Origin of the sequence: Nocardioides panacisoli, assembly GCF_039537325.1 — a bacterium.
GTDB classification, from domain to species: Bacteria; Actinomycetota; Actinomycetes; order Propionibacteriales; family Nocardioidaceae; genus Nocardioides; species Nocardioides panacisoli.
In genome coordinates, this window is sequence record NZ_BAABAH010000014.1 from 1 (window position 1) to 14,424 (window position 14,424).

A 14,424-nucleotide genomic window follows, 5' to 3' on the forward strand; every position below is an offset into this window, starting at 1 on the left:
TCTGACAAAAGCCAGAATCATTGAAATGCCGAAAAAACCCACACACCCAACCCCAAAAGGCCAGATGCGCACAAACCTCACATCGACATATGCATGACACACTGTTGAGTTCTCAAACATCAGACGCACCGGACCTCGCCCTTGCGGGTTCGTGTCCGAGCTGATGGTCACCGCGCACACAACGGGTCCGGATTTTCACCGGATTGCTGTGTGAGTGGTGGGCGGCCGCCCGGGGCCGGAGACCCGATCTCCGGATGACTCCGGACCCTCTTGTCTCCCGCCGCTCCCTGGCGACTCGGAGAACATTAGACCACTCCCGGACGCAGTACAAATCGGGGTCGCGTGTGCCGGGTCACAGGCCTCCGAGAGCCCCCGCGGGAGCCCGGATCAGGCCACCCGCACGCCTGCGAACCGCTTCTTGCCGCGCCGGAGCACCAGCCAGCTGCCGCCGATCAGGTCGCTGCTCGTGGGCACCAGCTCGGGGTCGTCGACCCGCACGTTGTTGAGGTAGGCGCCGCCCTCGGCGATCGTGCGCCGCGCCTCCCCCTTGCTCTTGACCAGACCCGTGAGGGTCAGCAGCTCGACGACATCGGGGATCCCCGACGAGGCGTCCACGTCGACGGCGCCGGCCTCCCCCAGCGCGGCTGCCAGCGTCGCGGCCGACAGCGAGGTGATGTCGCCGGTCCCGAACAGGGCCTGGGCGGCCGCCCTGGCCTGCTCGGTCTCGTCGGCGCCGTGCACCAGCGTGGTGACCTCGTCGGCCAGCACCTTCTGCGCCTCGCGCAGGGACGGCTTCTCCGCGTGCCGGGCCTCGAGGTCCTCGATCTCCTCGCGCGACAGGAACGTGAAGATCCGCAGCAGCTGCCCGACCTCGTCGTCCTCCCGGTTGAGCCAGAACTGGTGGAACCCGTAGGGCGGCATCATGTCGGCGTCGAGCCAGAGCGCGTCGCCTTCGGTCTTGCCGTACTTCGTGCCGTCCGGCTTCGTGATCAGCGGGGTCGCGAACGCGTGGGCGTCCCCTCCGTCGGCGCGGCGGATCAGCTCGACGCCGCCGGTGAGGTTGCCCCACTGGTCCGACCCGCCGAACTGCAGCGTGACCCCGTGCCGGCGGAACAGCTCGAGGAAGTCCATCGACTGCAGGAGGACGTAGGAGAACTCGGTGTAGCTGATGCCGGACTCGAGCCGGCGCTTGACGGTCTCGCGGCCCAGCATCCGGTTGACCGGGAAGTGCTTGCCGATGTCGCGGAGGAAGTCGATCGTCGACAGACCCGAGGTCCAGTCGTAGTTGTTCACGACCGTGGCCGCGTTCGCGCCCTCGAACTCCACGAACGCCGACACCTGGCGGCGTACGCGCTCGCTCCAGTCCTTCACCGTCTCCAGCGAGTTCAGCGTCCGCTCCCCCGAGTCCTTGGGGTCGCCGATCATGCCGGTCGCCCCGCCGACGAGGACGTACGGCGTGTGCCCGGCCAGCTGCAGGCGGCGGGCGGTGACGAGCTGGACGAGGTTGCCCATGTGCAGGCTCGGGGCCGTCGGGTCGAAGCCGACGTAGTAACGCACGCTGCCCTCGCTGAGCGCCGCCTGGAGGGCGTCGCGATCCGTGGAGTGGGCGATCAGTCCGCGCCACTCCAGGTCGTCGAGGAGCGTGGGGTCGACGGGCACGGTCGGCCTTTCTCGAAGTCTGGGTCGGAACAGGCCAAGGATAGGCTGGACGGCGCGATGGAAGCCGGGCGCGTCACAGACAGGTACTCGCTGGACCGCAAGATCGGTCAGGGCGGGTCCGGTGCCGTGTGGTTGGGGCGCGACGACGTCCTGGGGCGGACCGTCGCGCTCAAGCAGGTCGGCTACCCGCCCGGCTCGGTCGACGTCGACCTGATCCGCGCGGAGCGCGAGGCGCGGCTCGCCGCCCGGGTCAACCACCCGAACGTCGTCGCCGTCTTCGACCTCGTCGAGGCCGAGGCCGGCTACTGGCTGGTGATGGAGTACGTCGAGGGCACCACGCTGGCCGCCACGATCGAGCAGCGCGGCGCGCTGTCGCCGGACTACACCGCCCGGGTGATGGCGCGGGTCGCGGACGCGCTCGCCGCGGCGCACGCCGCCGGCATCGTGCACCGCGACGTGAAGCCGTCGAACATCCTGCTCGGCGACGAGGACACGGTGAAGCTCACCGACTTCGGGATCGCACGGGCCGTGGCCGACGCCTCGCTGACCCAGACCGGGCTGGTGACCGGCTCGCCGGCGTACCTCTCCCCCGAGGTCGCCTCGGGCCGCTCGGCCACGCCGGCCAGCGACGTCTGGTCGCTCGGCGCGACCATGTTCCACGCGCTCGCCGGCAAGCCGCCGTACGACATCGGCGACAACGTCATGGGCGCGATGTACCGGATCGTGAACGAGGACCCGCCGCGCCTCCGCACCGCCGGGTGGCTCGGCCCGCTGCTCGAGATGACGATGACCCGGGATCCCGCGAGCCGGCCGGCGATGGCAGAGGTGCGCGACTACCTCCGGGCGCCCGCGACCTCCCGGGAGACGCAGCGGATGCCGGTCGTGCCGCCGCCTCCCGCACCACCGGCGAACCCGCCGACGACCGCCACGCCGATCGCCCCGCCGCCCGAGCCCGCGCCCGACCCGGCTCCGGTGGCGCCGGCACGCCGGGCCGACGGACGGGACCGCAGGGCCGGCCTCGTCGCCGCGATCGGCGGCGGAGCGGTGGCCCTGCTCGTCCTCGTCGCAGCCTTCCTCCTCCTCGGCAACAACGGTGACGACACGCCCGCCGCGCAGACCGGCGGCGGAGCGAGCACCGGTGGCGGCGCGGCCACCAGCAGCAGCCCGCCCAGCAGCTCCGACGAGACCACCGCTCCGCCGCCCACCGCCGCCGAGCTCGAGGGCTTCGCGCAGTCCTACCTGCAGACGGCGAGCAAGGACCCGGCCGCCGGCTTCGACCAGCTCACGCCGGCCTACCAGCAGCGCAGCCCGCAGTACCAGGAGTTCTGGGGGTCGGTGTCCGGCGTCAAGGTCCTCGACATCACCGCCGACCCGTCGAACATGCGGGTCACCTACACCTACAGCTACCACCTCAAGGGCCGTGGCGCGGAGAAGCACACGGACCAGGTGACGCTGTACCTCGTGCGGAAGGGCGACCAGATCCTGATCGCCGACGCTACGTCGTCGCCAGCCTGAGCAGCTCGGCCTCGCGCTCCGCGGAGATTCCGCTGACCGGCGCGTCCGGCTGCTCCTCCAGCCAGGCGAGCGTGTCGCGACTGGTCTCCGCGATCGACCGCAGCTCCAGGCCCGCGCTCAGCGACGGCTCGACGTCGTGGGTCGGCAGACCGTCGTAGTCCGGACGCGGGAGCCAGAGCGGGATGGATTCGGGGCCCATCCACGGCTCGACGTCCAGCTCGGTCAGCCGGTCCTGGCCGACCCAGGTGTACGCCGCGCCGGTGTCGCCGACCCCCGCGGCGCACTCGCCGAGCATCCGCCACATCTCCATCGGCTCCCCGACGCCGTCGTAGACGCCCTCGGTCCGGTTCTCGGCGAGCGTGACGATCCACGCGGCGAGGTCGCGCACGTCGATCACCTGCATGAGGTCGTCGGGGCTGCCCGGCGCCAGCACGTTCCCGCCGCGCGCGAGGCGCCGGGGCCAGTAGGAGAACCGGCCGGTCGGGTCGCCGGGCCCGACGATCAGGCCTGGCCGCACCACCGTGGCGGAGGCCGCCTCGTCGAGGACGATCCGCTCGCAGGCGACCTTCATGCCGCCGTACGCCTCCGGGTCCTCGGCGAGGTCGACGTCCTCGGTGATCGGGTCGCGGAGCGGGATGGTCCCGGGGGTGCCGCCCGGCGTCGTGTCGTCGGCGTACACGTTGACGGTCGAGACGAAGACCCAGTGCGCGTCCGGCAACGCCGCGACGGCGGACCGCACCCGCGACGGGTGCCTCGCGACGTCGACGACCGCGTCGAACCCGCCCTCGGCGAGCTCGGCCGGCACCGGTTGGTCGCGGTCCCAGGTCACCAGCCGCGCGCCCTCCGGGACGGACCCCGACGTGCCGCGGCAGGCGCAGGTGACCTCGTGACCGCGGGCGACGGCGTCGGCCGCGACCGCGTGGGACAGGAAGACGGTGCCACCGAGAACCACTAGTCGCATGTGGTCACTATGGAACATGGGCGAAATCCGCGTCGGCATCTCGGGCTGGTCGTACCCGCGCTGGCGGGGCGACTTCTACCCCAAGGGCCTGGTGCAGAGGAGGGAGCTGGAGTACGCCGCCGAGCGGATGACCAGCATCGAGATCAACGGGTCGTTCTACTCGTTGCAGCGGCCGACGTCGTACGCCGCCTGGCGCGACGCGGTGCCCGACGGCTTCGAGTTCGGGGTGAAGGGCGGCCGCTTCATCACCCACATGAAGCGGCTCCGCGGCGTCGAGTCGGCGCTCGCGAACTTCTTCGCGTCCGGGGTGCTCGCCCTGGGGCCCAAGCTGGGCCCGGTGCTGTGGCAGCTCCCGGCGTCGGTCCAGTGGGACGAGGAGCTGCTCGGGCAGTTCTACGACCAGCTCCCCCGCAGCACGGCCGCGGCGGCCGAGCTGGCCGCCCGTCACGACGACAAGCTGCGCGGCGACCGGGTGCACACCGAGATCGACGCGGACCGGCCCGTCCGCCACGTCCTCGAGTTCCGGCACCGCAGCTTCTGCAGCGACGAGGCGTTCGACCAGATGCGGGCGCACGGCATCGGCTGCGTCGTCTCGGACTCCCCCGGCCGCTGGCCCGAGGCCGACGTCGTGACCAGCGACGTGGTCTACGTGCGGCTGCACGGCCACACCGAGCTCTACACGAGCGGCTACTCCGCCAGGTCGCTCGACTCCTGGGCCGAGCGCTGCCGGGAGTGGGCTCAGGAGGCCGACGTCTACGTCTACTTCGACAACGACGCGAAGGGACGGGCGCCCTGGGACGCCGTCGGGCTCATCGAGCGGCTGCGACGGAGCTGACCGCCGCGTCGACCCGTTCGGCCGGGCCGGCGACGAAGACGTACTCGACGTTGCGGAGCCGGGCGACCTCGCCCACCTTGTCCCCCGCCGGGTTGTAGATGCCGATCTGCGCGCCGACGTACCGCTTCCGGTCGAAGCTCAGCAGCCGGACCGTCTCGTGGCCCGCCGCACGCAGCATGTCGGTGATCTCCTCGGCCGTGACCCAGGACTCGTCGTTGTAGGAGACGACGAGGACGTCGGCGCGGACCGCCGACAGCACCCGCCGCAGCGCGTCGGGCATCGTGCGCCGGCTGTTGAACACGCTGCGCGTCTCGCGGGTGTCGACCCGCTTGCACGCGACGCCGTAGTGCTCCGGAGCGTCCCAGCGGACCAGCGTCTCCCAGATGTGGTAGTTCGCGAAGTAGCGGTGCTGGTTGTAGGGCGGGTCGACGTACGCGAGGTCCACGTGCGGCGCCCGGGCAACGGTGTCCATGACGTCCCCGGCGAGCGTCGCTCCCGCTCCCCTGATCAGCTCGGGGCGCGTGAGCCGGAGGTCACGGTGCGCCCGCGGCGCCCACTCCTTGAGGTAGGCCATCTGGACGCCGGTGGTCGAGTCGACCCGGTCGGCGGCCAGCATCAGGCTGGTGAGCAGCACCGGCCGGAGCGGGCTGCCCGGCGGGTGGTCCCGCTCGATCGCGTCGCGGACCGCGTCGACGCGCGCGCCGTTCTTGGCCTGGAAGAAGCGGCTCCGCTCGCAGAAGGTCTCGGTGAAGTAGCCCGGCGCGCCGGGCAGCGCGTCCAGTCGCGCGAGCTCGACGTCGAGGTCCTCGCTGACCGCGTCCGCGTCGGTCGCCACGTAGCAGTCGCTCAGCACCGTCGAGTACGACGCGACATCGGCTGCCGTGACGTGGATCCCCCGGCGCTTCAGCTCCTGGGCGACCCGGGTGGTCCCGGTGAAGAGATCCAGTGCGGTCCGCGCGCCCGCGCCCACCGCGAGGTCCCCCAGCACCGGCACGAGCGTGCGTTTGGAGCCGAGGTACTTGATCACGCGCCGAGCGTAGGGCTTCCCCGCCCGCCGCCGGTGGAGGATCGTGTCCCCGTGACCGAGCAGCCTCCCCCGCCGCCCCTGACCCCCGTCGACGAGGACTGGGACCGCGCGCTGTGCGTCGTGGCCCACCCCGACGACATCGAGTACGGCGGTGCCGCCGCCATCGCGCGCTGGACCGCGCAGGGCAAGACCATCGTGTACTGCATGGTGACCAGCGGGGAGGCCGGCATCGACGGCCTGGCCCCCGACGAGTGCCGCACCGTGCGGGAGGCGGAGGAGATCGAGTCCGCGCGCATCGTCGGCGTGAGCGAGGTCGAGTTCCTCGGCCTGCCCGACGGGATCCTGGAGTACGGCGTGGACCTCCGCCGCGCGATCGCCGGCTCGGTCCGCAGGCACCGCCCCGACATCGTCATCACCGGCAACTTCAGGGAGACGTGGGGCGGCAAGAACTTCAACCAGGCCGACCACATCGCCGTCGGCCGCGCTGTCATCGACGCGGTCCGCGACGCCGGCAACCGCTGGGTCTTCAACGAGCAGCTCACCGACGGCGTCGAGCCGTGGGGCGGCGTACGCCAGGTCTGGGCGCTGGGCTCGCCCGAGTCCGAGCACGGCGCCGACACGACGGAGACGTTCGAGGCGGGCGTCGAGTCGCTGCAGGCGCATGCGGCGTACATCGAGGGCCTGGGCTGGGAGAACTGGGATCCGCGGGAATTCCTCGAAGGGTTCGCACGCCAGGCCGGCGCCCGGATGGGGGTCGCGTTCGCTGCGCTGATCGAGGTGTTCCCCATGGGCTGGGGCGACTGAACCGCATGCACGTCGTCGTCTTCGTCGTCCTGCTCGTCCTCGGCATCCTGGCGATCAACGGCGTCGTCTGGGGGATCGTGCTCACGGCACTCTCCCGCCGTCGGAGGGCAAGGATGGCGGAGCTTCAGGCGGACCTCGCCGCCACCGGCGACCGGGTGGTGCTCGGCCCGGACCGCGGCAACTACTGCGGCGGCACCGGCGACTTCCCCCGCGTCGCCAACAACAGCCTGCTCACGCTGACGACCGCGGACCTGCTGATCCATCCCTACCTCGGCCGGGCCGTCACCGTCCCCGTCGCCGCGATCACCGGCGTGCGGGTCGAGAAGGCCTGGAACGGGCGGGTCGTCGCGGGCAAGCACTTCTTGGTCGTCTCCAGCGATCACGGGGAGGTCGGGCTGTTCGCGCCGGACCCGGACAGGTGGAGGTCGGCGATCGAGAGGTTCGCCGTCCGCTGACCCGGTGCGACGGCGGTCGACCGGCCGTAGGTCCTTGGACCCTGCCGGACGACTCGCACGTCCGTTGGACTGAGAGCGTGCCCAGTACGGATGTCCGCACCCCGCGTCGCGAGGGCCGGGCAGCGTCTCTCGATCGTCTGGTCGTCCGGCCGACGGTCGCGCTTCTCCTCGCCGCCAGCGTCGTCGTCCTCGACGAGGTCGTGCTCTGGTCGGGCCAGCCCGCCGGCCGACCGACGTCGGCTCAGGTCTCGGAGTGGTACCAGGCGCACCCAGAGCGGGTCCTCGTCGGCGACGTGCTCTGGGTCCTCGCCTGCATCGTGATCGCGTGCGCCTACGTCCGGGCGGGTCGGACGGTGCGCCGGGCCGGACGCCGACCGTTCGTCGCTGCCGGCGTCGGCGCCGCGACGGCTCTCGCCGCATCAGCGGCGGTCGCGGCAACGCTGGCGCTCGGCGCTTCGGATGACGCAGCGTCCTGGTGGACGCGCGAGGGCCAGGCGTACCGGATCGGCCTGCTCCTCGCCGCGGCGTCGATGATCGTGCTCGCCTGCGCGGTCGGCAGGAGCAGGAGGTGGTCGGCTGCGGCGGCCACCGTGGTCGCTGTTCTCCTGGTGCTTCCCGCCACCTCGATGGCGGGTCTCGTCGCACTCGTCGTCCTGCTTGCGGGAGAGGGGCGAGCGCCCGCCGGCGCTACCACAAATCGGCCGACGCCGTCGCCTTTTGGCATGTCGGACGTTGAGAAGTAAAGAGACAGTTTCATCGCAGCGACGAGGCAGTCAACATCTTCTCGGGACCTGAGGGGGTCGGTCCGGGGGGACTGCTCGTTTTTCCCCGTCTCCCCCAAGGAGCACCCATGCGTAGGCTCGCAGTCCTCTTCAGTCTTCTCCTAGCAATGGCCGGCGGCCTCGTCGTCGCCTCCTCGTCCACCGCCGGCGCCGCCGACCAGGTGCCCGTCCCCTACGGCATGTCTGCCTTCGGGTTCGGCGCGAAGGTCAAGGGTGGTTCCCTCCCGGTGGGATCCGGCCCGATCGCCCGCGCGATCGTCGCCTGCAACAACATCGCGGGCATCACCAAGACCAGTGCGACCGCCTCGGTCGACCTGCAGGGCCTCGGCACCGCCGAGGGTCTCGAGACCAGGGTGTGGACCCGCAAGAACGGCGACACCGTCTCCACCTACGCCCGGCACCGCATCGCGGATGTCGAGCTCTCCGACAACGACGCCGGCACCCTCGCCATCACCGGCATCGAGGCCTGGACCCGCGCCTACCACGACGCAGCGGGCTACCACACCGCCGCGCACACCAACGTCCTCGGCATCACGTACACGCCGTCTGGGGGCAACCCGCAGACGTTTCCGCTCCCGGGCCCGAACCACCCGGTCGTGATCCCCGGCGTCGGCACCATCAGCCTCGGCGGGACCACCCAGGTCCACGGTGCGCACCGCGCGGTCGCCCAGGCCACGGGTCTGCGCGTCCACCTCGACTCGAGCAACACCACGGTCGCCCTCGCCCGCGCGGTGGCGCGACTGATCGACACGCCGCACGGCGTCTTCGGCGGCATCGCCTACGGCCTCAAGGCCAGCGTGCTCGGTGACGTCGTCGGCGTCGGCGCCACGCCGCAGGTGTTCATGCCGTGCGCAGGCACCGACGGTGACGTCCTGCAGTCCTCCGTCGCCACCGTGAACCTCCCCGACGTTCTCGAGGCGGGGGTCGCCCAGGCCAAGGAGCGGGCCGTCGCGACCCGCAAGTCCGCCAAGGGCTGGGAGCAGGCCGAGATCGCCAACGTGGATCTCGCCAACGGCGCCATCCACATCGAGGGCATCAAGGCGCGCGCCTACGTCGAGCGCGATCGCGGGTCCCGGCACCTCATCCGCAGCAGCAAGGGAACGGGCACCGTCCTGATCTCCGTGAACGGGGAGCCCCAGCAGATCCCGCTCGACGGCCTGGAGATCCCGGGTCTGGTCAAGATCGAGACCAATCTCGTCAAGAAGCTGAAGGCCGGCATCGAGGTGACCGCCGTGCGGCTCACCCTGCTGGACGGCTCCGGTGCCGTCGTCGACCTCGGCGTGGCGCGGATGCGGGTCGGCCAGCTGCCGCGCTGACCCGTCGGCCCGAGCTCGTGCGGACGGGGGTCATCCCCGTCCGCACGACCCGCGTCCCTCCGGACCGACTCCTCGTGGGTGCCGGTGGGTACTCCGCCATCATGACGACACGCATCGGCTTGATGGCCGATCCGTCCAAGCCGACCGATCTCGCGCGCCGGATGCACGACCTCGCGCCGCCGGGGAGCGACGGTCGCGGCGGATGGGACGTCGAGGTCGTCAGCGAGCCGTTCACCGTCGGGTGCGAGGACGTCGACACCGCGCTGTCACGACTGACCGGCCAGGCTCAGGAGCACCGCTGGGACGTCGTCGTCGGTCTCACCGAGCTGCCGCTGCGCGACGACGACGGCCGCTACCTGCTCGTCGAGGCCGACCCGCAGCAACGGACCGCCGTGCTGTCGCTGCCTGCGCTCGGTGCCTTCCGGATGCACGCACGGAGCCGAGCGGCCGTCCGCGAGCTGGTCAGCGGCATGACCGACGACTCCGGGGACGACCTGCGCGTGCCGCTCCCGCGTCTCAGCGGACGCTGGCGGCTGCTCCTGGGGATGGTGCTCGCCAACCGCCCCTGGCTGCTCGTGCCCGGGCTCAAGTCCGCGCTCGTCGCCGCCCTCACCACGGGCGCCATCGCCACCGTCAACTCCACGATCTGGCTGCTGGCGGGCTCGTTGTCCCCCTGGCGTCTCGTGGTCGCCACGATCCTGTCCATCGCGCTCGTCGTCGGCTGGCTCGTCATCGACGGCGAGCTCTGGGACCGTCCCGACGACGACTCGCCGGAGGCGAAGGAGCGCTCGCGCCTCTACAACACCTCGACGCTGCTGACGCTCACTGCCGGGTGCACGATCTGCTACGTCGCGCTCTATGTCCTGAACCTGCTCTGGGCGCTGTTCGTGCTCGATCCGGCCGTGATGGGCGGCTACCTCCACGCGTCTCTCGGGTACGGCGACCTCGTCGTCCTGGCCTGGTTCGTGGCCTCCGCCGCCACCGTGGGCGGCGCCCTCGGCAGCGGCCTCGAGTCGGACGAAGCCATCCGCGCCGCGGCGTACTCCAAGCGCGAGGAGGAGCGTCGCCACCGGCTCGTGGACGAGCACGACTGACCGACGACGCGGCGCCCGAATCGGTCTCGCATCGTGGCGCCTCTGCTCTGACCGACTGAGCCACTCCCTGCGTTGGGGTCGCCTCAGCCCGGCGTCCTCGACAGGCATCCCGAGAAGGGCCGGCCAGCAGGGTCACCTTGCATCAGCGTGACGGCCGTCACAAGCCGTTCGTCCTTCGCTGAGCGGTCATCAGACCGATGGCATGGCGCCCCCACGTTCCTACCGTGGAAGCGGGAGAACGTTCCGCGACCCGCGGGAGCTTCGTGGGGAGGGAAACATCATGCGTATTCGGTTCGCCGTCGCAACGTCGGCCATTGCAGCCATTATCGCCGGTTTCGCGTTCACCGTGACTCCATCGCTGGGCGTCGAGCGCGTGACGCTCGAACGCCCGCACATCGAAGGCAAGCATGTGGTGCTCACAGGGAGCGACCCTGCACTCACGACCATCCGGATCCTGCGACGGATCTCCGGAGACTGGGTCGACCTCACGAGCGAACGCTCGGGGCCGACCGGGCGATACCGGATCGACCTGCCCCGCCCCGCGGGCGTTGCCTGGATAGTCCTGGCGTCGGCTCGAGGAGCGCAGAGCCGCGTTCGCACCGTCCGGCCGTCGCCGATCGACACCACGCCCTCTGATGCATGCGGTCCGGGGGTGCGCAAAGCCGATGGGTCCTTCTGGGCCTGCACCTTCGTCGACGACTTCTCTGCCGGTGCCCTCGATTCTGCGAAGTGGGTGCCCCAGCAGACGTCCATCACCGGCGTTGCCAACGGGACCGCCTGCTTACTCGCCGGCCCCGACCAGATCTCGGTGACCGACGGCAGCGCGACGCTGAGAGCACGGCATCTGGCCACCCCGATCACGTGCAAGAGCCCCTACGGAGACTTCGTAACCGACCGCGTGTCCTCGACGATCACGACCAAGGGACTGTTCAGCCAGGCCTACGGTCGCTTCTCCTTCAGGGCCCAGTTCAGCACCGCCCGGGTCCCGGGTGCGCATTCAGCAGTGTGGCTCTACCCCGACCGACAGACCTACGGGCGGTGGCCCCTCTCGGGAGAGGTCGACGTAGCCGAATGGTTCAGTGCCCTGCCCGCAGGCGTGTTCTCGTCGCTCCACTACGTCGACGGCCGCACGAACGTGCACACAGGGCGCGCCCACGTCGTCGACGTGAGCCGATGGCACGTCTACACCGTCGAGTGGACACCGCCGATCATGCGCTTCTACCTCGACGGGACGATGGTCTACCAGCACACCTGGAGGCCATCGGATCCGCTGCGGAGCCCCCAGCCCTTCGACCAGCCGTTCAACGTCGTGCTCACTCAAGGCTGGGGTCAGCTCTGGAACGCGCCGGTGGCGACGACTCCCCAGACGGTGGAGATGAAGATCGACTACGTCCGAGTGTGGAAGTAGCCGCGTCACAGTTTCCAGCCGAACCAACGAAGACGATATGTGGGGCGGGTGGGGCTCGAACCCACGACCCAAGGATTATGAGTCCTCTGCTCTGACCGACTGAGCTACCGCCCCTCGCCTCGAGGAGCCTATCGAGGGCGCCGGCTACGGTCCGCCGACCGGCTCACCTGCCGCGTCGCTTCTTCACGATCAGCGCGCCGAGCCCGACGGCGGCCAGGCCGGCGGCAACCAGGCCGGGACGGTTCTGCCAGCGGGCGTACTCCTCGGTGACCTGGGGCCACGCGGTGTCGATGGCGGTCGCGGCGTCCTCCGGCGTGGCCTCGAGACCCTCGACCGAGACCGGGGTGCCGAACACGACCCGGACCTTGCGCGGCAGCGGCCAGCGCCGCTTCTCGGTGCCCGTGATCGTCGCCGGGACGATGGGTGCGCCGGCCTCGATCGCCAGCCTGGCGGCGCCGCGCTTGGGGACTCCGAGTCCCTCACCGCGGAAGCGGGTGCCCTCGGGGAACAGCGCGAGCACGTCACCCCGGGCGAGGATCGCGCGAGACGTCTCGAGTGCCTCGGCGTCCGAGTCGCCCCGGCGCACCGGGAAGGCACCGAGCCGGAGGAAGATCGGAGCCATCGGGCCGTCGAAGTGCTCGGCCTTGCCCATGAAGTGCACCGGGCGGCGCAGCACGATCGCCACGAAGAACGGGTCCCAGAAGCTCTTGTGGTTGGGGACGATGACGACCGGGCCCGTCTTCGGGACGTTCTCCGTGCCGGTCGCGGTGAAGCCGCAGAGCAACCGGAAGACGAGCGCGGCGACGAATTTCACGAACAGGTAGAGCGGCCCGCTCACCCCGTGCTCACGAGCGATCCGGTGGGCTTCCTCGTTCGTGGTCAAGCTCTGGGTCCCATCAGCCGGTGCCGTACTCCGCCTCGACGTCGGCCACCGTGACGCCGGTCGGGTGGTAGGCGCATGCGTCCTTGGCGCCCGTCGCCGGGTCCTTCTTGTGGCCGCCGGACCCCGGCTCCGGGTTGAGCGCGCGCTGCACGACGTCGCGCATGTAGTCGAAGTCCGGGTCGGCCGAGCTCCACTGGTCGTCGGTCTTGAAGACCACCGACTTGATCTTCGCGTCCTTGACCCGCAGGCCCAGCTCGACGAACGCCGAGGCGGCCTGGCGAGGGATGTCGGTGTAGACGATCTCCTGCCCGGCCTTGAGCAGGTCGAGGTAGCGCAGCAGCAGGTGACCAGGGTCGGCGGCCTTCACCAGCGCGTTGACCATGCACCGCTGCCGGTCCATCCGCTCGTAGTCGTCGGAGCCGAACCGACCGCGTGCGAACCACAGCGCGTAGTAGCCGTTGAGGTGCTGGTCCGGCCCGGGTGCCAGCCACTCGTCGGGCGGCTGGCCGCAGTCCGTGCAGCCCTGTACGGCGACCGGCTCGTTGATGTTGACGGTGACCCCGCCCATCGCGTCGACGAGCTCCTTGAAGCCGTCGAGGTTCACCAGCACGTAGTAGTTCACCGGGATGCCGAGGGTGCCCTCGACGGCCTGCTTGATCGCGTCGGCGCCCTCGTTGGAGCTCTTGCCGAGCACGCCGGGGTGCACCGCGGGGACGTTGCGGTAGATCGCGTTGAGCATGTACTCGCCGTCGGCGGGGTCGCCGTCGGTGAAGCCGTTCGGGTAGAGGTCGTGCAGCGGGCTGTCCTCGGGGAACTGCGCGTCCGCCATGTTGCGCGGGAGGCTGAACGTCACCGTCTTGCCCGTGTGGGTGTCGATGCTCGCGAGGATCACAGTGTCGGTGCGGACGCCCTCGCGCCCCTCGCCTCCGTCGCCGCCGAGCAGGAGCACGTTGACCCGGTCCTGGCCGGCCCACGGGTCGTCCTCGGTGACCCCGTGCGGGGCGGTGGCGGTGCTGTTGCCGTCGAAGACGGTGTGCACGAAGTCCGCCGTCGCGAGCCCGTACTGCGCGGCCCGCAGCACCGGCGCCGCGAAGATCGCGCAGAACACGACGACCGCGACGTTGCCGACGATCGTGTGCCAGCGTGGGCGCTCCCTCGGCCGGACCAGTCGGTAGGAGGTCCACACCACGAACAGCCACACGAGCAGGAGCGCAGCGAGCACGCCGACGGCGATCTTCAGGGCGGTCGGGTTCAGCGCGAGGTCGAGCGCGTGGTGCCAGTTCCGCCCGAAGTGCCACGCGACGAAGCCGACGATGGCCAGCCAGCCGGCGAGCACGATGCCGCCGATGAGCTTGCGTCCGGCGTACAGGTAACCCGAGCCCGGGACCATCGCGCCGAGGAGGGTCATCCCGAGGGTGCCGGCGAGGCCGTGGGTACGCCGCTCGGTGCGCAGCGCCCGACGACCGCCTCCGGCGGAGCCGGTGCTGGTACGGCGGGCGGCGGTCAGGTCCTCGCCGCGCAGGGCCCGGCGGCCGCCCTGGCTCTCGGCGTGGCGGAGGCGTTTGCGGTCACGACGGGTCAGCCGTATCGACCGCGGCGCGCGGCGCGCGCCACCGCGGCTCGTCGGTTCGACCATGAACGACCCCTCACCACTGCGCGCGTGACCTCCTCACGCGCCCCGGAAA

At 70.9% G+C, this 14,424-nt stretch carries 13 protein-coding genes and 1 tRNA gene; 8 read left to right on the plus strand and 6 right to left on the minus strand.

Annotated elements, in window-relative coordinates; genetic code table 11:
• Positions 1–387: 387 nt before the first annotated feature.
• The gene (gene tyrS / locus ABD709_RS16660; protein WP_344777461.1) at positions 388–1,659 is read right to left on the minus strand and encodes a tyrosine--tRNA ligase; all 1,272 of its coding nucleotides are present in this window, start codon (positions 1,657–1,659) and stop codon (positions 388–390) included.
• 57 nt (positions 1,660–1,716) lie between these two features.
• Between tyrS and ABD709_RS16665 the strand changes: the two genes are divergently transcribed.
• Positions 1,717–3,174 (plus strand): serine/threonine-protein kinase, encoded by a 1,458-nt coding sequence (locus ABD709_RS16665; RefSeq protein WP_344777463.1) that lies wholly within the window; start codon positions 1,717–1,719, stop codon positions 3,172–3,174.
• Here ABD709_RS16665 and ABD709_RS16670 read toward each other — a convergent pair.
• A complete protein-coding gene (locus ABD709_RS16670) occupies positions 3,155–4,135 on the minus strand; it encodes an NAD-dependent epimerase/dehydratase family protein (RefSeq protein ID WP_344777465.1) in 981 nt (326 codons plus the stop codon). The two genes, ABD709_RS16665 and ABD709_RS16670, sit on opposite strands and share 20 nt — an antisense overlap.
• A 16-nt stretch (positions 4,136–4,151) precedes the next feature.
• Here ABD709_RS16670 and ABD709_RS16675 point away from each other — a divergent pair, with 16 nt between their 5' ends.
• Positions 4,152–4,970: a DUF72 domain-containing protein gene (locus ABD709_RS16675; protein ID WP_344777467.1), complete on the plus strand. Its 819-nt coding sequence runs from the start codon at positions 4,152–4,154 to the stop codon at positions 4,968–4,970.
• On the opposite strand, the gene ABD709_RS16680 is transcribed toward ABD709_RS16675, so the two are convergent.
• A complete protein-coding gene (locus tag ABD709_RS16680) occupies positions 4,945–5,997 on the minus strand; it encodes a DNA adenine methylase (protein ID WP_344777469.1) in 1,053 nt (350 codons plus the stop codon). The genes ABD709_RS16675 and ABD709_RS16680 overlap by 26 nt on opposite strands.
• 51 nt (positions 5,998–6,048) lie before the next feature.
• Between ABD709_RS16680 and ABD709_RS16685 the strand changes: the two genes are divergently transcribed.
• The 6 genes from ABD709_RS16685 (at position 6,049) to ABD709_RS16710 (ending at position 11,856) form a co-directional block, all read left to right on the plus strand.
• Positions 6,049–6,801, plus strand: coding sequence for a PIG-L deacetylase family protein (locus ABD709_RS16685; RefSeq protein ID WP_344777471.1), 753 nt, complete (start codon positions 6,049–6,051; stop codon positions 6,799–6,801).
• Between the two features lie 5 nt (positions 6,802–6,806).
• Positions 6,807–7,256: a hypothetical protein gene (locus tag ABD709_RS16690; protein WP_344777473.1), complete on the plus strand. Its 450-nt coding sequence runs from the start codon at positions 6,807–6,809 to the stop codon at positions 7,254–7,256.
• Positions 7,257–7,333: 77 nt separating this feature from the next.
• Positions 7,334–7,999 carry a hypothetical protein gene (locus tag ABD709_RS16695; RefSeq protein WP_344777475.1) on the plus strand — a complete coding sequence of 222 codons (666 nt, stop codon included), beginning with the start codon at positions 7,334–7,336 and terminating at the stop codon, positions 7,997–7,999.
• 107 nt (positions 8,000–8,106) lie between these two features.
• Positions 8,107–9,354, plus strand: a complete 1,248-nt coding sequence (locus ABD709_RS16700) for a choice-of-anchor P family protein (protein WP_344777477.1) — start codon at positions 8,107–8,109, stop codon at positions 9,352–9,354.
• 101 nt (positions 9,355–9,455) lie between these two features.
• The gene (locus tag ABD709_RS16705; protein WP_344777479.1) at positions 9,456–10,448 is read left to right on the plus strand and encodes a hypothetical protein; all 993 of its coding nucleotides are present in this window, start codon (positions 9,456–9,458) and stop codon (positions 10,446–10,448) included.
• A 280-nt stretch (positions 10,449–10,728) separates the two neighbouring features.
• Complete coding sequence (locus ABD709_RS16710; protein WP_344777481.1) at positions 10,729–11,856, plus strand: glycoside hydrolase family 16 protein; 1,128 nt, start codon at positions 10,729–10,731, stop codon at positions 11,854–11,856.
• 40 nt (positions 11,857–11,896) lie between these two features.
• Here ABD709_RS16710 and ABD709_RS16715 read toward each other — a convergent pair.
• The 3 genes from ABD709_RS16715 to ABD709_RS16725 all read right to left on the minus strand — a co-directional run bounded on the left by ABD709_RS16715 (position 11,897) and on the right by ABD709_RS16725 (position 14,375).
• Positions 11,897–11,970 (minus strand) — tRNA-Ile (locus ABD709_RS16715).
• A gap of 49 nt (positions 11,971–12,019) precedes the next feature.
• Positions 12,020–12,739: a lysophospholipid acyltransferase family protein gene (locus tag ABD709_RS16720; RefSeq protein ID WP_344777483.1), complete on the minus strand. Its 720-nt coding sequence runs from the start codon at positions 12,737–12,739 to the stop codon at positions 12,020–12,022.
• A 13-nt stretch (positions 12,740–12,752) separates the two neighbouring features.
• Entirely contained in the window at positions 12,753–14,375 is a 1,623-nt protein-coding gene (locus tag ABD709_RS16725) for an LCP family protein (RefSeq protein WP_344777485.1), read from the minus strand.
• Positions 14,376–14,424 lie beyond the last annotated feature (49 nt).

Coding starts and splice junctions, on each gene's coding strand:
- ABD709_RS16665 (WP_344777463.1), top strand. CDS start 1,717: ATGGAAGCCGGGCGCGTCACAGACAGGTACTCGCTGGACCGCAAGATC.
- ABD709_RS16670 (WP_344777465.1), bottom strand. CDS start 4,135: ATGCGACTAGTGGTTCTCGGTGGCACCGTCTTCCTGTCCCACGCGGTC.
- ABD709_RS16675 (WP_344777467.1), top strand. CDS start 4,152: ATGGGCGAAATCCGCGTCGGCATCTCGGGCTGGTCGTACCCGCGCTGG.
- ABD709_RS16690 (WP_344777473.1), top strand. CDS start 6,807: ATGCACGTCGTCGTCTTCGTCGTCCTGCTCGTCCTCGGCATCCTGGCG.
- ABD709_RS16700 (WP_344777477.1), top strand. CDS start 8,107: ATGCGTAGGCTCGCAGTCCTCTTCAGTCTTCTCCTAGCAATGGCCGGC.
- ABD709_RS16705 (WP_344777479.1), top strand. CDS start 9,456: ATGACGACACGCATCGGCTTGATGGCCGATCCGTCCAAGCCGACCGAT.
- ABD709_RS16710 (WP_344777481.1), top strand. CDS start 10,729: ATGCGTATTCGGTTCGCCGTCGCAACGTCGGCCATTGCAGCCATTATC.
- ABD709_RS16725 (WP_344777485.1), bottom strand. CDS start 14,375: ATGGTCGAACCGACGAGCCGCGGTGGCGCGCGCCGCGCGCCGCGGTCG.